The organism is Micromonospora desertarenae (assembly GCF_056150265.1).
Genome location: NZ_JAXCFQ010000001.1, coordinates 438332 through 456208 on the forward strand (window position 1 = coordinate 438332; position 17877 = coordinate 456208).

The 17877-nt window shown below is 72.6% G+C and carries 19 protein-coding genes and 1 other RNA gene; 11 read left to right on the forward strand and 9 right to left on the reverse strand.

Features of this window, described 5'->3' with window-relative positions; translation table 11 throughout:
- The first annotated feature begins 27 nt into the window (after nucleotides 1-27).
- Complete coding sequence (locus SM577_RS01975) at nucleotides 28-522, forward strand: NUDIX hydrolase (RefSeq protein WP_474581182.1); 495 nt, start codon at nucleotides 28-30, stop codon at nucleotides 520-522.
- A 46-nt stretch (nucleotides 523-568) separates the two neighbouring features.
- Nucleotides 569-1378 (forward strand): nucleotidyltransferase domain-containing protein, encoded by an 810-nt coding sequence (locus SM577_RS01980; protein WP_474581181.1) that lies wholly within the window; start codon nucleotides 569-571, stop codon nucleotides 1376-1378.
- Nucleotides 1379-1433: 55 nt separating this feature from the next.
- On the opposite strand, the gene SM577_RS01985 is transcribed toward SM577_RS01980, so the two are convergent.
- From SM577_RS01985 to SM577_RS01995, 3 genes are all read right to left on the reverse strand, one after another.
- A complete protein-coding gene (locus tag SM577_RS01985) occupies nucleotides 1434-2300 on the reverse strand; it encodes an AraC family transcriptional regulator (protein ID WP_474586140.1) in 867 nt (288 codons plus the stop codon).
- A gap of 105 nt (nucleotides 2301-2405) precedes the next feature.
- On the reverse strand, nucleotides 2406-2786 hold the full coding sequence (locus SM577_RS01990; RefSeq protein ID WP_302918786.1) for a VOC family protein: 381 nt from the start codon (nucleotides 2784-2786) through the stop codon (nucleotides 2406-2408).
- A 79-nt stretch (nucleotides 2787-2865) separates the two neighbouring features.
- A complete protein-coding gene (locus SM577_RS01995; protein ID WP_474586141.1) occupies nucleotides 2866-3351 on the reverse strand; it encodes an FBP domain-containing protein in 486 nt (161 codons plus the stop codon).
- Nucleotides 3352-3411: 60 nt separating this feature from the next.
- Here SM577_RS01995 and SM577_RS02000 point away from each other — a divergent pair, with 60 nt between their 5' ends.
- The 8 genes from SM577_RS02000 to mraY all read left to right on the forward strand — a co-directional run bounded on the left by SM577_RS02000 (nucleotide 3412) and on the right by mraY (nucleotide 9335).
- The gene (locus SM577_RS02000) at nucleotides 3412-3978 is read left to right on the forward strand and encodes a TetR/AcrR family transcriptional regulator (protein ID WP_302918788.1); all 567 of its coding nucleotides are present in this window, start codon (nucleotides 3412-3414) and stop codon (nucleotides 3976-3978) included.
- A 65-nt stretch (nucleotides 3979-4043) separates the two neighbouring features.
- Nucleotides 4044-4334: an ArsR/SmtB family transcription factor gene (locus SM577_RS02005; protein ID WP_302918789.1), complete on the forward strand. Its 291-nt coding sequence runs from the start codon at nucleotides 4044-4046 to the stop codon at nucleotides 4332-4334.
- A complete protein-coding gene (locus SM577_RS02010) occupies nucleotides 4331-4717 on the forward strand; it encodes a VOC family protein (RefSeq protein WP_302918790.1) in 387 nt (128 codons plus the stop codon). The genes SM577_RS02005 and SM577_RS02010 overlap by 4 nt, the downstream gene beginning before the upstream one ends.
- Before the next feature lie 303 nt (nucleotides 4718-5020).
- Nucleotides 5021-5335 (forward strand): hypothetical protein, encoded by a 315-nt coding sequence (locus SM577_RS02015; RefSeq protein WP_302918791.1) that lies wholly within the window; start codon nucleotides 5021-5023, stop codon nucleotides 5333-5335.
- 295 nt (nucleotides 5336-5630) lie between these two features.
- The gene (locus SM577_RS02020; protein WP_474581180.1) at nucleotides 5631-6539 is read left to right on the forward strand and encodes a LysR family transcriptional regulator; all 909 of its coding nucleotides are present in this window, start codon (nucleotides 5631-5633) and stop codon (nucleotides 6537-6539) included.
- A gap of 192 nt (nucleotides 6540-6731) precedes the next feature.
- Nucleotides 6732-7346, forward strand: a complete 615-nt coding sequence (locus SM577_RS02025) for a dihydrofolate reductase family protein (protein ID WP_474586142.1) — start codon at nucleotides 6732-6734, stop codon at nucleotides 7344-7346.
- A gap of 177 nt (nucleotides 7347-7523) precedes the next feature.
- Nucleotides 7524-7988 carry an Rv0361 family membrane protein gene (locus tag SM577_RS02030; protein ID WP_302918794.1) on the forward strand — a complete coding sequence of 155 codons (465 nt, stop codon included), beginning with the start codon at nucleotides 7524-7526 and terminating at the stop codon, nucleotides 7986-7988.
- A gap of 243 nt (nucleotides 7989-8231) precedes the next feature.
- Complete coding sequence (mraY, locus tag SM577_RS02035) at nucleotides 8232-9335, forward strand: phospho-N-acetylmuramoyl-pentapeptide-transferase (protein ID WP_302918795.1); 1104 nt, start codon at nucleotides 8232-8234, stop codon at nucleotides 9333-9335.
- A gap of 116 nt (nucleotides 9336-9451) precedes the next feature.
- Here mraY and rnpB read toward each other — a convergent pair.
- The 3 genes from rnpB to SM577_RS02050 all read right to left on the reverse strand — a co-directional run bounded on the left by rnpB (nucleotide 9452) and on the right by SM577_RS02050 (nucleotide 11948).
- An RNA gene (gene rnpB / locus SM577_RS02040) (RNase P RNA component class A) lies at nucleotides 9452-9866 on the reverse strand.
- A gap of 136 nt (nucleotides 9867-10002) precedes the next feature.
- Complete coding sequence (locus SM577_RS02045) at nucleotides 10003-11436, reverse strand: hypothetical protein (RefSeq protein WP_302918802.1); 1434 nt, start codon at nucleotides 11434-11436, stop codon at nucleotides 10003-10005.
- The gene (locus SM577_RS02050; RefSeq protein ID WP_302918803.1) at nucleotides 11433-11948 is read right to left on the reverse strand and encodes a SigE family RNA polymerase sigma factor; all 516 of its coding nucleotides are present in this window, start codon (nucleotides 11946-11948) and stop codon (nucleotides 11433-11435) included. Before SM577_RS02050 ends, SM577_RS02045 begins: the two co-directional genes overlap by 4 nt.
- 151 nt (nucleotides 11949-12099) lie before the next feature.
- Here SM577_RS02050 and SM577_RS02055 point away from each other — a divergent pair, with 151 nt between their 5' ends.
- Nucleotides 12100-12861 (forward strand): sulfite exporter TauE/SafE family protein, encoded by a 762-nt coding sequence (locus SM577_RS02055; protein WP_474581177.1) that lies wholly within the window; start codon nucleotides 12100-12102, stop codon nucleotides 12859-12861.
- A 281-nt stretch (nucleotides 12862-13142) separates the two neighbouring features.
- Here SM577_RS02055 and mctP read toward each other — a convergent pair whose 3' ends face one another.
- The 3 genes from mctP to SM577_RS02070 all read right to left on the reverse strand — a co-directional run bounded on the left by mctP (nucleotide 13143) and on the right by SM577_RS02070 (nucleotide 17799).
- Entirely contained in the window at nucleotides 13143-14792 is a 1650-nt protein-coding gene (gene mctP / locus SM577_RS02060) for a monocarboxylate uptake permease MctP (RefSeq protein ID WP_302918805.1), read from the reverse strand.
- Nucleotides 14792-15049 (reverse strand): DUF3311 domain-containing protein, encoded by a 258-nt coding sequence (locus SM577_RS02065; protein WP_302918806.1) that lies wholly within the window; start codon nucleotides 15047-15049, stop codon nucleotides 14792-14794. Before SM577_RS02065 ends, mctP begins: the two co-directional genes overlap by 1 nt.
- A gap of 296 nt (nucleotides 15050-15345) precedes the next feature.
- Nucleotides 15346-17799 carry a M14 family zinc carboxypeptidase gene (locus tag SM577_RS02070; RefSeq protein ID WP_474586143.1) on the reverse strand — a complete coding sequence of 818 codons (2454 nt, stop codon included), beginning with the start codon at nucleotides 17797-17799 and terminating at the stop codon, nucleotides 15346-15348.
- Between the last annotated feature and the right edge of the window lie 78 nt (nucleotides 17800-17877).

The following is a 17877-nucleotide window of genomic DNA, read 5'->3' on the forward strand; positions in this document are numbered from 1 at the left end:
GCCGACCGCCGGGGTTAGGGTCGGCCGATGGGCGTACCGGACTACATCCTGCGGATGCGCAAGCACGTCGGCCACGACCTGCTCTGGCTGCCGAGCGTCAGCGCGGTGGTCCGCAACGCCGCCGGCGAGCTGCTGCTCGGCCAGCGCGCCGACGACGGGCGCTGGTCGGTGGTCAGCGGCTTCGTCGAGCCCGGCGAGCAGCCGGCCACCGCGGTGGTCCGCGAGGTGTACGAGGAGACCGGCCTGGACGTCGAGCCGGTGCGGCTGAGCAGCGTCGTCTCGCACCCGCACAGCTACCCGAACGGCGACCGCTGCGAGTACCTGAACCTCGGCTTCCACTGTCGGCTGCTGGGCGGCACGGCCCGGGTCAACGACGACGAGTCGGTGGCCGTGCGCTGGTTCCCGATGGACGCGCTGCCGGCGCTGGACGCGCACGCCCGTACGGTCGTCGCGCACGCCCTGGCCGACGAGCCCGCCGCCTGGTACCTGCCGCCCGGCGTGGCGTGGACCGGCGACGACTGACCGCCCCTCGGCGCGGCCGGGCCGAGCGGGCGGGCCACAATGTGGCGTGGACAGCGAGGTGCGCCGCTACCTGGCCGACCTGGTCGGGGTGGCCCGTGACGTGCTCGGTGACGACCTGGTCGGCGCGTACGCCGCCGGCTCGGTCGGCCTGGGGGCCTACCAGCCGGGGCGCAGCGACGTCGACGTGGCGCTGGTCTGCGCCGAGCCGCTGGGCCCGGACCGCAAGCGCCGGCTGGTGGCCGGGCTGCGGCACGAGGCGCTGCCCTGCCCGGCGCGCGGCCTGGAACTGGTCGTCTACACCGCGGCCGCCGCCCGGTCCGGCACCCCCGAGCCCGGCTTCGAGGTGGAGCTGAACACCGGGGCGCGGATGGACTTCCGGGTCACCTGGCACCCGGACGAGCGGCCCGCGGCGGACGGGCGGTTCTGGTACGGGCTGGACCGCAGCATCCTGCACGAGTGCGGGCACGCCCTGCTCGGGCCGCCGGCCGCCGAGGCGTTCGGCGACCTGTCCCCGGCGGACCTGCGCCGCCTGCTGGTCGACGCGCTGCGCTGGTGGCTGGCGCTGCCCACCCCGCCCGGCGACGGCCCGGCCCCGGGCGCCGAGGACGCGGTGCTCGGCGCCTGCCGGTCGCTGGCCAAGGTGCGGCACGGCCGGTGGCTGTCGAAGACCGAGGCGGGTCGCCGGCTGATCGCCGACGGCTGGGCGGCCCGGTCGACCGGCGACGGCGACGGCGACCCGGCCGGCCTGATCGAACGGTCGATCGCGGCCCGCGCCGGTGGCCCACCGCCGAGCGGCCCCGAGGCCCGCGCCTTCCAGCGGCGGGTGCTGGCCGAGATCGGCGGCGGCGCGCGGTGACACAGGGGTGAGGGCCCGGCGGCCACCGGCCGCCGGGCCCCCACCGGTCAACCGGTCAGGCGGCCATCCGCTCCACCGGGATCCACAGTTCCGCGTCCGCCTCCTTGCCGTCGGCGGAGAGCCGGGTCCGGGAGATCTCCGGCCCGGGCCGGGTCCGGTACGGGTTGGACGGGAACCACTGGGTGAAGACGTCCCGCCACAGGTACTGCAACGCCTGCGGGAACGCCCCGGAGGTCTCGAAGACCGCCCAGGTGCCGGCCGGCACGGTCAGCGCGTCCAGGTCGGCGGGCGCGTCGGCGCCGGTCACCACCCCGTGCCAGTAGTCCAGCTCGGTGCCCTCGGCACGGCTGCCGGCCAGGTTGTCGCTGACGTTGACGATGCCGCTCGGCTCCTGGTCGGACAGCGACTCGATGCGCCGTACCGTCTCCGGGTCGATGCCCTTGACGAAGGCGACGATGGCGGGGTTCATCCCCTCGTGCACCAGCGGCACCCGCGCCTTGCGGCCCACCAGTGTGAACTCGTCCTTGCGTACGATCCGGTATCGCATGCTGCTGCTCCCTTCCACGACGAGTCGGAAGGACATCCGGGGCTGGGAGCGCAGTGCCGCCCCCGTACGCCGGGCCTCGCCGGGGCCCACGCCGTGCATGGCCTGGAACGCCCGGGCGAAGGCCTCGGTGGAGCCGTAGCCGTAGCGGACCGCGACGTCCAGCAGCGTCCGCTCCCCCGCCAGCACCTCCGCGCCCGCGACGGTGAGCCGCCGGCGCCGGATGTACTCCGACAGCGGCACGCCGGCGAGCGCGGAGAAGAGCCGCCGGAAGTGGTACTCCGACGTCACCGCGATCCGTGCCAGCTCGGCCACCTCGATCCGCTGGTCGAGATGGCGCTCGATGTGCTCCATGGCCTGGTTCAGCCGCTCCAGCACCCCGGTCTCCTTCCCTCTTCCAGCAGCAACGCTAGGCGGGTGACCTGGTGCGAACCCGACATCCGGTGCCCGGATCGATCGGGCACCCGGCGACGGCTGGCGGGGTCAGGGCCAGGTCCTGGCCTGGGCGTCGAAGATCTCCGGCGGACTCTCCACGGGCAGGACGCAGACCAGGTGCCCGCCGGGCACCCGCAGCACCCGGCACTCCTGCCAGCGCGTCACCTCGGTGGCGCCGAGGGCGACCAGCCGCGCCGTCTCGGCCTCGACGTCGTCGGTCTCGAAGTCGAGGTGGAAACGAGGGGCGTCGTCGACAGACTGCACAGCGGTGACGATCCCGGGCAGCGCGTCGTGCAGACCGATGAACTGCGGGTACTGGGGGTTGGCCTCGGCGCGGACGCCGAGTGCGGCGGACCAGAACGCGGTCGCCCGGGCGGTCTCGGCTTCGGGAGCGTCGATGAGGAGGGCGTAGACCCGGCTTCGATGCATACGACGCAAGCGTAGTGACTCGGGCCGTACCTGTCCGTCCTCGTTCCGCCGGGCCGCGGTCACCCCCGCCGGCCTCCGCTCACCCGACGACCTTCCCGAGGAAGGCGGTGACGCTGGCCCGGGTCCGCTCGACCTTCTCGGCCAGCGTGATCGACTCGTCGATCCGCCGTCCGGCGTTCTTCTTCCCGCGCAGGTAGAGCGAGCAGGCCAGGTCGGTGCAGATGTACGCGCCGACGGAGTTCCCCTGCCGCCCGTCCCGGCCGGCCTTGCGGGCGGTCATCAGCGAGACGCCGTCGCCGGTGTGGGTGGTCAGGCAGAACGAGCACATGCTGCGCCGGACACGTCCGGTCTGGGGCGCCACCCGCAGCGCCACCCCGACGAGGCCGGTGCCGGACTCGGCGACCAGGTAGGCCCGCTCCGCCGCGGACCCGTCCCGCCAGCCGAGGAAGTCGAGGTCGCCCCAGGGGCGCTCGGCCAGGTCCTTCGGCACGGCCAGGCGCTTGACCTCCCCCTTCGTGCAGTTGACGAAGCAGGCGCGGATGGCGGGCTCGGTGAGGGGTAGCATAGGGACCAGCCTAACTCTATTAGGCAAGCGCTTAAGACGACTAGGTGTGGAGTGCGGCACATGACGCGTGCGGGGCTGACCGCGGAGCGCCTGACCCTCGCGGCGGCGGAGTTGGCCGACGAGGTCGGCTTCGAGAACGTGACCGTCTCGGCGCTCGCGCGCCATTTCCGGGTCAGGGACGCGAGCCTGTACTCCCACATCAGGAACGCGCAGGACCTGCGGATCAGGGTGGCGTTGCTCGCCCTGGCCGAGCTCGCCGACCGGGTCGCCGCCGCGCTCGCCGGCCGGGCCGGCAAGGACGCGCTGGTGGCCTTCGCCAACGCCTACCGGGACTACGCGAAGCGGCATCCGGGCAGGTACGCCGCGATGCAGCAGGAACTGGACCCGGAGACGGCGGCCGCCAGCGCCGGCCCCCGGCACGCGGAGATGACGCGCGCGATCCTGCGCGGCTACCAGTTGTCCGAGCCCGATCAGACGGACGCGGTACGGATGATGCACAGCACGTTCCACGGATTCGTGAGCCTGGAACGGACGGGAGGCTTCCGACACCATCCGCGCACCGCGGACGCCTCCTGGTCCCGGACCCTGGACGCCCTCGACACCCTCCTGCGCACCTGGCCACGGTGAGCGGGGGCGCACTGCGCCGGCGTCCGGCTTGATAGGCAAGTCGCTACTTGCCTATAGTGGTCCGCATGGGTGACCTGTACCAGGCACTGGCCGATCCGACCCGCCGGCAGATCCTCGACGAGCTGACCGACCGGGACGGCCAGACCCTGTTCGAGATCTGTGGCCGGCTGGCCACCAAGCACCAGGTCACGTCGTCGCGCCAGGCGATCTCCCAGCACCTTGACGTCCTGGAGGCCGCCGGCCTGATCGTCACGCGCCGGCAGGGTCGCTACAAGTTCCACCACATCGATGTCCGGCCGTTGCACGCCATCGCCGAGCGGTGGCTGAGGCCCGAACCCCGACAGGAGACCACATGAAGATCCACCTGACGAGCGTGTACGTCGACGACCAGGACAACGCGCTGCGCTTCTACACCGAGGTGCTGGGCTTCGTGAAGAAGACCGATGTGCCGGTGGGCGAGTACCGCTGGTTGACAGTCGTCTCGCCGGACGAGCCGGACGGGGTCGAACTGCTGCTGGAGCCCGACGCGCACCCGGCCGCCAAGGCGTTCAAGGAGGCGCTGGTCAGCGACGGCATCCCCCTCACGCAGTTCGCGGTGACCGACATCGCCGCCGAGCACGACCGGCTGAAGCGGCTCGGTGTGGTGTTCACCCAGGAGCCCGCCGACATGGGTGCGGTGATCACCGCCGTGTTCGACGACACCTGCGGCAACCTCATCCAGATCGCGCAGCCGAAGTAGTCGGCGCTGGCAGGGGGACGGCGGAGGTCACGAGCCCTGATCGTGGCGGCGGTGACCTGCGTGGTCGGCCGGTCCGGGGTGACCGGCCGACCAGCGGGGCCATTCGGAAGGCCGGCGCCGGCGACCGCGACCCGGCCGGCCACGCGGGCTGGCCGGCGGAACCTGCGGGACCGTCCGGCTCCGCCCCGAACCCGACCGTCCGCGAGCCGGGGAATCCTCGCCGGGCACCGGCCGCCCGTCGCACCCGTGCACCGGGGTCACCGGGTGCTTGTCGGCAGCCGACATCGGGACAACAATCGATGCATGGCTACGAGGACGCACATCCCGCGTCTCGCCTGGGACGCGGCCCGGACCATCGTTTCCACCTCGGCCGACCCGACACAGGCGGTCCGCTTCGCCGACTGGCTCGACGTCCATGCCGGCCAACCGTACGGGCAGTTGGTGATCGACTCCCGCAACCGGCTGCTCGCCCGCCACGGCTTCGAGTCCGCCGCCGTCGAGTCAGGCGTCTGGCGGGTACGCCTCGACGACCTGCTTCATGACCGGCCGGACCTGGTCGAGCCGTTGGCCAAGCTGGTCCGGGACACGGCCGGCGCCACCCCGGGCACCGCTGCCTGACCCCGGCTCCGGCGGTGCGACGGCCGACCGCGACGCCGAGCGACCGTCAGCCGTCGTGGACGCGCAGGGCTACGACCGGTGCCACCGGCCCCTGCGCCCGATCAGGCCGCCGCCGAGCCGACCCACCCCCGTGCCGGTGGTCGAGCGCCCTCGTCGCCGGCCGGTGCGAGGTCGGGTAGACCCGGCGGCTGGAGCCCGGTCGGGGCGGCCGAGGTGAGCGGCGCTTCCCGCCGCGCGATCCATAACCCCCATCGCTAAGATCGATAACTCAGCCGTTATCGGAGGAGGCCCTGGGGTGGAGTTCCGCGACATCGAGATCTTCTTGACGCTCGCGGAGGAGCTGCACTTCGGACGGACGGCCCAGCGGCTGCACATCTCTCAGGCGCGGGTCAGTCAAGCGATCAAGGCGCAGGAACGCCGTATCGGTGCGGCGTTGTTCGACCGGACCAGCCGGGTGGTGACGCTGACGCCGGTCGGCAAACAGCTACGCGACGACCTGCAGGCGGGTTACGACGTGATCCGGGCCGGTCTGGCCAGGGCCACGGAGTCGGCCCGGGGAGTGAGCGGCACCGTGCGGCTGGGGGTGATGGGAGCGGTCGGGCACGAGGTCCGTGACGTGATCGACCTGTTCCGCACCCGCTATCCCGACTGCGACGTGGTGCTGCGCGAGGTCCACTTCAGCGATCCGTTCGCGGCGCTGCGTACCGGCGACCTGGATCTGGCGCTGCTGTGGCGGCCGGTGCGCGAGCCCGGTCTGACCGAGGGGCCGGTCGTGCTCACCGAAGGCCGGGTCCTCGCGGTCGGGACCGGGCACGAGTTGGCCGGTCGGGCATCGGTGTCGATGGAGGACTTCGGCGACCGGATGTTCTTCGATCCCGGACCGGACCTGCCCGGCTACTGGATCGAGGCGATGGTGCCGGCGCAGACCCCCGGCGGGCGTCCGATCCCGCGCGGTCCGTTGGCCGCCACCTTCCACGAGCTGCTCACCATGGTGGCCGCCGGTCGTTGCCTCACCCCGCTGAACGAACACGTCCTGCACTACTACTCGCATCCAGGGGTGGTCTTCCTGCCGGTCCACGACGCGCCACCCACCGAGTGGGCGCTGACCTGGCGCACGGGCGACCTTCCCCCACGTGTGCGTGGCTTCGTCGACACCGCCGCCGAGCTGGGACCACGGGCGTTCGGCCAGACCCGGCAGCCGTAGCGGCGCCGGCGCGGACCAGGGTCGGCACAGACGCGGACCCCATCCGCCGGTCGGGTGGCGGCGGCCGATAACCGGTGGGTTATCGGCTGTTACCGGAGTCGTCGTTGATCCCGCCCTGCCGGTGCCCGACGCTGAGATACGCCAGGCGATCACCGACCGGTGATCGTTCGGACCATGTGGCAAGGAGTTGTCGTGCGTAAGCTCGTGTACTACATCGCGGTCACCCTGGACGGCTTCATCGCCGGCCCCGACGGGGCGGACCCCACCGGGCCCGACGGGTTCTGGCCGATCCCCGACGACTACCTGCGCCACCTCGTCACCGAGTATCCGGAGACGCTGCCCGGCCCGGCCCGGCAGGCGCTCGGCGTCACCGCCGCCGGCGAACGGTTCGACACCGTCCTGGAAGGCCGCCACTCGTACGAGATCGGGCTTAAGGTGGGCGTCACCGACGCGTACCCCCACCTGCGCCACCTGGTCTTCTCCCGTACCTTGGGGCAGAGCCCGGACCCGGCCGTCGAGGTCGTGTCCGGTGACCCGGTCGCCACCGTGCGGGAACTGAAGCGGCACGACGGGCGGGACATCTGGGTGATCGGCGGCGGTGCCCTGGCCGGCGCGCTCTATTCCGAGATCGACCGGTTGATCGTCAAGCTCGCTCCGTTGACCACCGGCGCCGGCATCCCGCTCTTCGGCCACGGTGCCGCCTTCGCGCCGCGCACCTGGCGGCTGACGGATCACACAGTCCTGGACAGCGGCGCGATCTTCCTCACCTACGACCGCGTGGAAGCCGAGCCGGCCGAGGGCTCCTGACGCCTTGAGGTCGGGCGTCGACGCCAGCGGACAACGGGGGCCGGCAGGGGTGACGGGGTCACCCCTGCCGGAGCGGCGTGACCAGAGAGCAGGACATTCTCCAGGTGACGGCGGTCGGCGCGGGCCGGGCTCCGACGGGGCAACGAGAAGTTCTCGCATCCCCTACCGTCACTACCCATGACCCACCCCTACCAGCTGCCCCAGGCGCCACAACCGCCGCAGCGACGGACGCTACGCACCGTGTTGATCGTCGTCGGCGTGGTCCTGGTGCTGTGCTGCGGTGGCGCCGGCATCGGTGGCTTCTTCCTGTACAAGGGGGTCAAGGGCGCGACGGATCCGGCGCGGCAGGCCGCCGAGTCGTTCGTGACCGAGTTGGAAGCCGGCAATGCGGACGCGGCGTACGGGCAGTTGTGCGGCGACACGCGCGACAGGTACCCGAGGGACGTGTTCGCCCAGGGCGTCGCGAGGCAGCCGAAGATCCGTGGCCACAAGGTCAACGGCGTCAACGTGTCGACCGTCAACGGCCGCACGTCGGCGCGGGTGACCATGGCCCTCACGCTGGACAGCGGCTTCACCGACCAGCACATGTTCACGCTCGTGAAGGAGGACGGCGTCTGGAAGGTGTGCGGCCAGCCGTACTGAGCGGACGCGCCAAGGACCTCGCCAACCGCCTGACCGCCTCCGGGTGTCGGCGAGTTGCGAACCACGGCGCTGTGAGTAGGTCCAGGGCTGCTCCGCTCGCCGTCGGATGGCAAGCTCCTGTCTCGTGATCGACGACTTCGCCACGGACCATCCGCACCGCCGGCTCAGATCGGTACCTCCGGCGCTGATCGGCAAGCTCGGTGGGGACGCCGGGAGACATCCGGATCTCGTGGAGGTTCGCCGGTGAGGGCGGTCATCGTCGCGGCCGCGGTCGCGTTCATCATCTCCCTGTTCGGCACGCCGGTGGCGATTCGCGTCTTCACCGCGCTCAAGGCCGGCCAGCCGATCCGATCCATCGGGCTCGCCAGCAACCAGGGCAAGAAGGGCACACCCACGATGGGCGGCGTCGTCTTCATCGTGGCGACCGTCCTCGCCTACGTCGCCGGGCACATCGCCCTGACCACCCTGCCCGAGCGGCAGATCGCGCAGGAGGGGCCGACCATGACGGCCCTGGTGCTGCTCGGGCTGTTCGTCTTCTGCGGCGCGGTCGGCTTCTTCGACGACTTCCTGAAGGTGCGCCAGCGCAACTCCGACGGACTGTCCGCCAAAGGCAAGCTGCTCGGCCAGGCGATCGTCGGCGGCGGGTTCGGCATCGCCGCGCTCTACGTACCGAGCACCAACGGCCAGACCGTGGCCAGCGAGCACATCTCGTTCATCCGCGACATCAGCTGGCTGGACGTCAGCAAGGTCGGCGCGGTCATGGTCTTCGTCTTCGTGATCATGGCGATGTCGAACGGGGTGAACCTCACCGACGGCCTCGACGGCCTGGCCACCGGCGCGTCGATCCTGGTGCTCGGCGCGTACGCGCTGATCGGCTTCTGGCAGTACCGGCACTGGTGCGCCGACGACGCGTACGCCCGCGTGAACGACTACTGCTACCAGGTACGGGATCCCCTGGAGATCGCCATGATCGCGGCGGCGGCGGCCGGCGCCTGCGTGGGCTTCCTGTGGTGGAACACGTCCCCGGCACGGATCTTCATGGGTGACGTGGGCTCGCTCGGGCTCGGCGGCCTGATCGGCGGGCTCGCGGTGGCAACCCGCACCACGCTGCTTGCGATCTTCATCGGCGGCCTCTTCGTCATCATCACCACGACCTGGGTGATCCAGATCGTCTCGTTCCGGACCACCGGCAGACGGGTCTTCCGGATGGTGCCGTTGCACCACCACTTCGAGTTGGCCGGATGGAGCGAGGTCAACATCGTGGTCCGGTTCTGGATCGTGGCCGGCGTCTGCGTCGCGGTCGGCCTGGGCCTGTTCTACTCGGACTTCCTGGCGGTCGTTGGATGACGCCACGCGACGAGGCTGCTCGTGCCACCGACGGTGATCCGTCGGGCGGCCTGGTTCCCATCGGGGGTGCCAGCGCCTGGCAGCAGCATCGAATGGAGCCACGACCTGGTGGGCGACGGACGAGTCGACCTGTACGCCGGATTCTGTGACCGACGCGCGCCGGTAAGGCGCACGCCGGCGGCGGCCATCCATCTCGGCCTACCGTCGCCGGCAGGCTCCAGCGGCCTACCCGCAGACATCGGGCGGGCCACCCTCAAGCGTCTGCGCGGGTCGTCATCCTGCGGGCGACGACCCTTTCTTGGCCTTGCTCCGGGTGGGGTTTACCGAGCCACCCCGGTCACCCGGGGTGCTGGTGGGCTCTTACCCCACCGTTTCACCCTTACCGTCCCCGATGGGGCCGGCGGTCTGTTTTCTGTGGCACTGTCCCGCGGGTCACCCCGGGTTGCCGTTAGCAACCACCCTGCCCTGTGGAGTCCGGACGTTCCTCGGCGGCGGGCCGGAGCCCGCCGACGCGACCGCCCGGTCGACTCGTCCGTCGCGCACTCATCCTAACGACGCGGCGCCGACGCCCATTTCCGCCCCGCGCGGGTGGCAGCGGCGGTAGCACAGGGGCCGGCGGGTCGCCCCGTGTCGACCGCCGGCCCCTGTTGTCGACTCCGTGCGGGGCTCACCAGTTCCACACGAGCGACTCGTTGAAGATCCGCTCGCCCTTCGCCGGCTCCCGCAGCGTCCCGGAGCCCACCGCCTTCCCGTCGCCGTCCACCGCGCGCAGGGTCACCTGCGCGCCGAGCGGCAGGGTCAGCAGCGCCGCGCCGTCGCGTACCTCGGCCGTGGCACGGACCTCGCCACCCGCCACGGCCTCGACCCGGACGGCCGCCGGGCGCGGCACCACCAGCAGCCGGTCGGTGAGGGCGGCACGGCCGTCGACCAGCGCCGGCACGCGGACCGCGGCCAGGTCGTACGCGACACTGGTCCCGGTGGCCACCAGCGGGGCCGGGTTCCGGTCGGGCGCCTCCACCGGCGGTACGTCGGGCCGGGACTCGCCCGGGCCGGCCAGGGCGAGCCGGCCGTGTTCCCCGGAGCCGAGTTGCAGGACCAGCGGCCCGTCGCCGGGCGGGCCGACCAGCACGGCGTCCCGGGAGTCGAGCCGGCCCGCCCAGCGGACCTCGGGCGGCGTGCCGTCCACCAGGCCGCTGCCGTCCACCAGCTCCCGGTAGGCGGTGTCCGCGCCGCGCGCCGCCCGCCAGTCGGCCGTCGGCGAGGGGTCCGGCCGACCGTCGCGTGGGTCCTCCTTCCCCGCCCATCGGGTCTGCACCGCGAGGTGCTGGATGCCGACGGGGCCGGCCTCGCGGAGCTGGCCGTCGCACTCGACCCGCCACCAGCCGCGGGCCAGGCTCGGCTCGACCAGCAGGTGGTCGCCGCCGGGTGCGGTCTGCCAGCGCCGCTGCACGCCGCCCCACAGCTGAGCGGAGCGGGCGTAGGAGACGGTGCACCCGGACGGCGCCAACCCGAGCAGCCACCCGTGCTCGGTGCCGAAGCTGGCGTCCAGCACGGTGAAGGCGGCGGGCTCCACGTTCGCCTGGGCATCGCCCCTGACCAGGTCCCGGGGTGACGCTCCGACCCGGGCATGCAGGGTGACCAGCGCGGCACGGGTGTCCGAGTGGTAGGCCAGGACGATGGTGCGGAAGCCCGCCGTGTCGTCGGCCCAGAGCACCCGCACGGTCGACAACTCCGCGCTCATGAACAGCCGGTCACCGTCCCGGTCGGCGCGCCGGGTCAGCTCGGTGAGGAAGGCCCGGTCGCCGGCCAGGCTTCCCCGGGTGGGTGAGTTGATCAGGCGCCAGGTCCACTCCGAGTCGACCGGGTAGCCGTGGAGGACCGGGGAACCGCCGTCGGGCCGTCCGTCCGGGCCGGCGGCGCTGAAGGCCGCCGGGCCGGCCAGTGCGGCGGCGAGGACCGCGGCCGCCGCCGCCCAGAGGCCCGCGAGGCGCCGCCGCCGGCGCCGCCGGGCGTGCCGCATCAGCCGGCCGTACGGGTCCTCGTCCGGCACCACCGTCCCGGCGATCCGGGCCAGCCCGATGCGGAGATCGTCCACGCTCATGCCCGCTCCCCCATCAGCTCGCCGTTGACCGCCGAACGGCCGGCCGGCGGGTGCAGCACCGCCCGGAGCCGGGTCAGCCCCCGCGCCGCCTGGCTCTTCACCGTCCCCACCGAACACCCCATCGCCGCCGCCACGTCGGCCTCGGAGAGGTCCTCCCAGTAGCGCAGGACCAGCACCGCCCGCATCCGGGCGGGCAGCCGGTCCAGCGCGGTCAGCAGTTCGTCGCGGACGACGACCGCGTCGGTGACGTCCGGGCCGGCCCGGTCCGGCACCACCGAGGTGAGCACCTCCCGCAGGCCGATCCGCCGCCAACGGCTGGTGCGGTCGTTGACCATCGCCCGGCGGACGTACGCCATCGGCTCGTCGACCGTGCGCCAGTGCCGCATCACCTTCAGCAGCGCTTCGTGCACCAGGTCCTGCGCGACCTCCCGGCTGCCGGTCAGCAGGTACGCGGTCCGCAGCAGGTCGCCGTAGCGCACCTCGACGAACTCCCGGAAGTCGGCCTCATCCACGCGCCGCCCCTTCGTCGTGCCCGGTCATGGTGCCGATTCCTCTCCCTGGGTTCGTCTCACCCGGTACGACGCGGCAATGGGCCGGGAGGTTGAGAGGCGTGGCAGCACCGCTCCGTCGGCCGGCCGGAACCCGTACTAGCCTCTGGGGATCATGGATCTCTCCGACGCCGCGCTGCTGCTCGTCGCCGGTCTCGCCGCGGGCACTGTCAACGCGGTGGCCGGCGGGGGCTCGCTCATCACGTTCCCCGCGATGCTCGCGGTCGGACTGGCGCCGGTGCCGGCCAACGTCAGCAACTCGGTGGCCGTGTTCCCCGGCTACGTGGCCAGCGTGGCGGGCAGCCGGGTGGACCTGCCGCGCGGCCGGGCACTGGCCACCCTGGTGCCCACCACGATCGTCGGCACCATCGCCGGGGCGCTGTTGCTGCTGGCCACCCCGGCGCGGGCGTTCGAGCTGGTCGTACCGTTCCTGGTGCTCGGCGCGACAGCGGTGCTGGCCTTCCAGGACCCGCTGCGCCGGCTGGTCGGGCATCCGAGGGACCTGTCGCCGCGCCGCCGTACGGTCGTGGTGCAGGCCATGGTCGCGCTCGGCGCGGTGTACGGCGGCTACTTCGGCGCGGCGCTCGGGGTGATGCTGGTCGCCGGCCTGGCCCTGGTGCTGGACGCCACGCTGGCCCGGGTGAGCGCCATCAAGAACCTGCTCTCCGCCCTGGTCGGGCTGACCACGCTGGTCGTGTTCGCGCTCTTCGGCCCGGTGAACTGGGCGGCCGTCGGGCTGGTCGCGCCGGCCACGCTGGTCGGCGGGTACGCCGGCGCCCGGCTGGTCCGCCGGCTGCCGGCGGTGGTGCTCAAGACGCTGATCGTGAGTTTCGGCACGCTGATCGGGCTCTACCTGCTCTACCGCGCGCTGACCTGACCCGGTCGCCGGACCGGTCGGCACGCCTCGCCCACCGGCTCGACCAGGCCCGCCCCGGACGCCCGGCCCCGGTGCCGACCCGGCGGCCAGCCGCTGCCGGTGGCCGCCCCGGGTACGACCGGGTGGCCGCACCGGCCCGGACGGCGGGACACCGCCGAGTCGTGGTGCCGACTCGGCGGCGTCCCGGCCGGTGCCGCCCGACCGCGGGGCGGTGACCATGCCAGCGAGGGACCTGGCGCACCCGGCCCCCGGGCGCGCGGCTGCCGGGGGCCGGGGCGGGCTCAGGCGACCGGCTCCGGAGCCGCGTCGGCGTCCCGGCGCTCGCCGGGCGTCACCCGCGGGTCGCCCTCGTCGGCGAAGTAGTCGTCCGAGGTGGTGCCGTCGACGCCCTCGCGCACCTTCACCGCCCGCAGGATCAGCGTCAGGATCGCCGCCACCAGCAGGTTGACCAGGACGGCCACGATGCCGACGTAGATCGTCTTGGGGGTGTCGAAGCCGAACTTCTCCAGCGGGAAGGCCGAGCCGGCGAAGTGCTTCCGGGTCGGGCTGGAGATCTGGTAGAGCATCCACATCCCGAGCCCCATGCCGGCCACCCAGCCGGCGATCAGCGCGCCCCGGTGGAACCAGCGGGTGTAGAGGCCGAGCGCCACCGCCGGCAGCGTCTGCAGGATGATCACGCCGCCGATCAGCTGGAGGTCGATGGAGAACTGCGGGTCGAGGAAGACGATGCAGGCCACCGCGCCGATCTTCACCACCAGCGAGGTGATCTTGGAGACGTTCGCCTCCTGGGCCGGGGTGGCGTCCCGGCGCAGGTACTCCTTGTAGATGTTGCGGGTGAACAGGTTCGCCGCCGCGATCGACATGATCGCCGCCGGCACCAGCGCGCCGATCCCGATGGCCGCGTACGCGACACCGGTGAACCAGCTCGGGAACTGCTGGTCGAAGAGCAACGGCACGATGGTGTTGTTGTCCACCGTCCCCTCGCTCGCCCCCGGCAGCGGCTTCACGTCGGCCGCGATGGCCATGTAGCCGAGCAGCGCGATCAGCCCGAGCAGCAGGCTGTACGCCGGCAGCGCGGACATGTTCCGCTTGATCACGTCCCGGTTCCGGCTGGCCAGCACGCCGGTGATGCTGTGCGGGTAGAGGAACAGCGCCAGCGCCGAGCCGAACGCCAGCGTGACGTACTGGAGCTGGTTGTTGGCGTTGAGCAGGATCCCGTCGCCGGGGCTCGGTGAGGCGTCGAACTTCGCGTCCGCGGCGCCGAAGATCTCGCCCCAGCCGCCCAGCTTGTACGGCAGGTACAGCACCGCCACCAGGATCACGATGTAGATCAGGGTGTCCTTGACGAAGGCGATCAGTGCCGGCGCGCGCAGCCCGGACTGGTAGGTGTACGCGGCCAGGATGGCGAACGCCACGATGATCGGCAGGTGCCGGGCCAGGGTGCTCTCGCCGGTCACCCCCATCGCCTTGAGCACCGCCTCGATGCCGACCAGTTGCAGCGCGATGTACGGCATGGTGGCGACGATGCCGGTGATCGCGACCAGCAGCGCCAGCACCGGCGAGTCGAACCGGCTGCGGACGAAGTCGGCCGGGGTGACGAAGCCGTGCCGGTGCGACACCGACCAGAGTCGACAGAGCACCAGGAAGACCAGCGGGTAGATGACGATGGTGTAGGGCACGGCGAAGAAGCCCATCGCGCCCGCGCCGAACACCAGCGCCGGCACCGCCACGAAGGTGTACGCGGTGTAGAGGTCACCGCCGACCAGGAACCAGGTGATCCAGCCGCCGAAGTTGCGCCCGCCCAGGCCCCACTCGTCGAGGTGGGCCATGTCGCGCGGGGCCCGCCACCGGGCGGCCACGAAGCCCATCACGCTGACCAGCAGGAAGAGCAGCGTGAAGATGATGATCTCGGTGAGGTGGTCCCGCCACATCAGCGGTCACCCCGCTTCTTGGTGAGCTGGTAGACCACCGTCGTGGTGGTCACGCCCAGCACGATGTAGGCCAACTGGAGCCAGTAGAACCGCGGGAAACCGAACAGCCGTGGGCCGTCGGCGTTGAACAACGCCGGGATCAGCGGCACCACGATCGGGATGAAGAGCAACCAGTTCCACCTGCTCTTGTCCTTCGCGCGGGACGACCCCGTCAGGGGTGTCTCCGGTGCGGGTGTGGCCGGTTCGGGTGCAGCCATCGGACCCACCTTCCAGTCGTCGCTCGTGATGTGACGGCCGGAGGCTACGACCCTGTGAGCCCCGTCACGTTCGACCGATCCACCCGGCTGCGCCGAACGGCCGCTCGGCTGCGCCGAACGGCGGGCGGCGATGGCCCACCGGTCCACCAACCGCGCCCCGGCGGCCGCCCCCGGCCGGGGTGGCGGCCCGGCGGCGGCCCGGCGGCGGCCCGGCGGCGGCCCGGCGGCGGCCCGGACGAGGGCGGGCCCGGGTGCACCTCGCACCCGGGCCCGCCCACCGGCTCACCGCGTGGCGATCACCGTTCGGCGGCCCAGAGCAGGGCGCGGCCGAGCTGCGCCTGCAGGCCCTTGGGGTGCAGGCGGAACGTCGGGTCGGTGCCGAACAGCACCACCCCGTTGCCGCCGGCAGACACCCCGCTGACGATGCTGGCCTGGTTGGCCGCGGCGCCCTGGCCACCGGCGCCCTCGGTCGCCCACCAGCCGGAGAGCAGCGGGTCCGCGGCGTACGACTGCTCCACCGTGACGCCGGCGCCGAGGCCGGTGAACCAGACCGGCTGGCTGATGAAGGCGTGCGGGATGGCGGCGGCGCTCACCGGTCCGCCGTGGTTGACCACGTTGGCCACCCCGCTGGCCAGGCTCGGCCCGGCGGTGGCGGTCACCGACAGCAGCCCGGCGGCGTTGCTGAAGCCCGCCCCGGGAGTGCCCAGGCCGACCACGCCGCCACCGCGGGCGAGGAAGGCGTCCAGGGCCGCCCGGCTCTCCGCCGGCAGGTTCGCCGGGTTGACGGTGCTGGCCACCAGGAGCACGTCCACGTCGGCGGTCAGCGTGCCGCCGAGCGTGGCGGCGGTCAGGGCACGGGTGGCGAAGCCGAGGTCGGCCAGCGTGTCCCGCTCCTCCACCGTGCCGAGGTAGCCGACGACCACCTCGTCCAGCCGGGTCCCGCTCCACCGGGCCGGCGCCCGTCCGAAGGTCACCCCGTGCTCGCGTACGGCGGCCCGGGCCAGCTTCCGGTTGCCGGGCGTGCCCGGGACGACCACCGAGCCGTCGGCCAGGCGGTACGCCGCGACGCCCCGCGCCAGCAGCGCGTTCACGGTCAGCAGGTCGGCGGCGTCGCGCAGGTCGAGGCGCAGGTCACCGTTGCCGGGCGGCAGGGTCCCCTCGGCCCGCCCGTCGTAGGTCCGCGCCAGCCGCACGTCGGGCAGCTCGTCCCAGAGCGTGTCCACGGTGGCTCCCCAGGTCAGGCCCTGGCTCCACGCGGCCGGGCCGGCGTACAGGTCGTCCACCCGGTCGGTGATGTCGGCGCCCGGCTCCAGCAGCGAGTTGACCAGGCCCCGCTTGGGCTGGTGCAGGTCGACCACGTACGAGCCGGCCGGGTAGCGCCGGCCGTCCGCGGTGAACGGCTGCTTGGCCCGCCACACCCGGCCGCCGCTGCCGATCAGCAGGTCGACGAGGCGCGCCGCGGCCGGTTCGGAGCGCTGGCCGGCCCCGGTGGGGATGACGTACGCGCGGGGGAAGGTGGTGCGGTAGTCGTCCTCCGGGCCCCAGCCCGGCACGTAGCCGTCCGGGATGTCCCGCAGCGGCTCACCGGCCCAGCCGCGCCGGTAGACCTCGGCCTGGTCGTGCAGCACCTCGGCCCGGTGCTCCTGGATGTAGCGCAGCGACGTCCGGATCGCCACCTCGTGCACGTCGGTGTTGATGCCCGAGCGGCGCACCCGCTCCTGCGGCGTCAGGTTGCCGCGCGGGTTCAGCGGTGCCTCGATGGTGTACGGGATGCTGCTCTGGAGCATGGCGAAGGACGGCACGTAGATCGGCGGGAAGTCGTCCCACACCCCGGGCTCGTCGTCCCGGAACGGGATCCGGGCCCGCTGGGTCTCGGCGTACCCGAGGCCGCGCAGGTCCTGCTCGATCGCCAGCGCGTTCGGCAGGCCGTGCTTGATGAACAGGTCGTACTCGTTGTTGACGTTGTGCGGTGGGGTGCTCGGGTGCAGCAGCGTGGGGCTGACGTAGCCGTGCAGGTCGAGCGTGATGATCGGCTTGGTGTCGATGATCAGCTCGCGGATCAGGTTGGTCTCCGGCTGCGCCACGATGGTCAGGTCGCGGTTCAGGTCGTACCCGGCGGAGTTGGCCCGGGTACCGGCCACCCGGCCGTCCGGGTTGGACGTGATGTTGAAGACCAGCCGGTTGCGCCTCAGCAGCTGGGCCGTCTCGGCGCTGGTGTCGGTGGCCAACTGCTCGATGACCCGCAGCGCCGCGTCGGTGCCCTCCCACTCGTTGCCGTGGATGTTGGCGTTGACGAAGAGCGGGGTCTTGTAGCCGGCGAGCAGCGCGCGGTCCCGCTGGGCCCGGGTCGGCTCGTCCTCGATGCGGCGCTTCCAGATCTCCTGCTGCCGGGCCTCGGCGCGGCTCTCCGGGGCGGTCACCGTGACCGCGTACAGGTCGTAACCGCCGGCGGACCTCCCGGCCACCCGGGCGGAGACCCGGTCGCTGGCGGCCTGGAGGGCGTTCAGCTTCGGGGCGATGTCGTCGTAGGGGATGACGCCGATCGGGATCGAGGCGTCCGCCGGGTTGTCCGGCCAGACCGGCAGGACGTTCTGTTGTGGATAGCCCCGGATCTCGCCCAGCTCGGCGGGGGCGGGCGGGACCGCCGGCAGCGCCGAGGCGGCGGCCGGCGCGGTCAGCGCCACCGGGCCGAGCACCGCGACGGTCACCGCGGTCGCGGCGATCCGGCGAAGACGTCTGTTGACCAACAAGGAGCGGTCTCCTGTCACGAGGAGGGAACGCGCGCAGGCGGACGCGACCGCGGGGCCGGAGACCTGCGGAACGGGTGG

Coding starts and splice junctions, on each gene's coding strand:
- SM577_RS02005 (WP_302918789.1), top strand. CDS start 4,044: ATGGGTGACCTGTACCAGGCACTGGCCGATCCGACCCGCCGGCAGATC.
- SM577_RS02000 (WP_302918788.1), top strand. CDS start 3,412: ATGACGCGTGCGGGGCTGACCGCGGAGCGCCTGACCCTCGCGGCGGCG.
- SM577_RS01975 (WP_474581182.1), top strand. CDS start 28: ATGGGCGTACCGGACTACATCCTGCGGATGCGCAAGCACGTCGGCCAC.
- SM577_RS02015 (WP_302918791.1), top strand. CDS start 5,021: ATGGCTACGAGGACGCACATCCCGCGTCTCGCCTGGGACGCGGCCCGG.
- mctP (WP_302918805.1), bottom strand. CDS start 14,792: ATGTGGCGGGACCACCTCACCGAGATCATCATCTTCACGCTGCTCTTC.
- SM577_RS02045 (WP_302918802.1), bottom strand. CDS start 11,436: ATGAGCGTGGACGATCTCCGCATCGGGCTGGCCCGGATCGCCGGGACG.
- SM577_RS01995 (WP_474586141.1), bottom strand. CDS start 3,351: ATGCTACCCCTCACCGAGCCCGCCATCCGCGCCTGCTTCGTCAACTGC.
- SM577_RS02055 (WP_474581177.1), top strand. CDS start 12,100: ATGGATCTCTCCGACGCCGCGCTGCTGCTCGTCGCCGGTCTCGCCGCG.
- SM577_RS01990 (WP_302918786.1), bottom strand. CDS start 2,786: ATGCATCGAAGCCGGGTCTACGCCCTCCTCATCGACGCTCCCGAAGCC.
- SM577_RS02030 (WP_302918794.1), top strand. CDS start 7,524: ATGACCCACCCCTACCAGCTGCCCCAGGCGCCACAACCGCCGCAGCGA.
- SM577_RS02010 (WP_302918790.1), top strand. CDS start 4,331: ATGAAGATCCACCTGACGAGCGTGTACGTCGACGACCAGGACAACGCG.
- SM577_RS02065 (WP_302918806.1), bottom strand. CDS start 15,049: ATGGCTGCACCCGAACCGGCCACACCCGCACCGGAGACACCCCTGACG.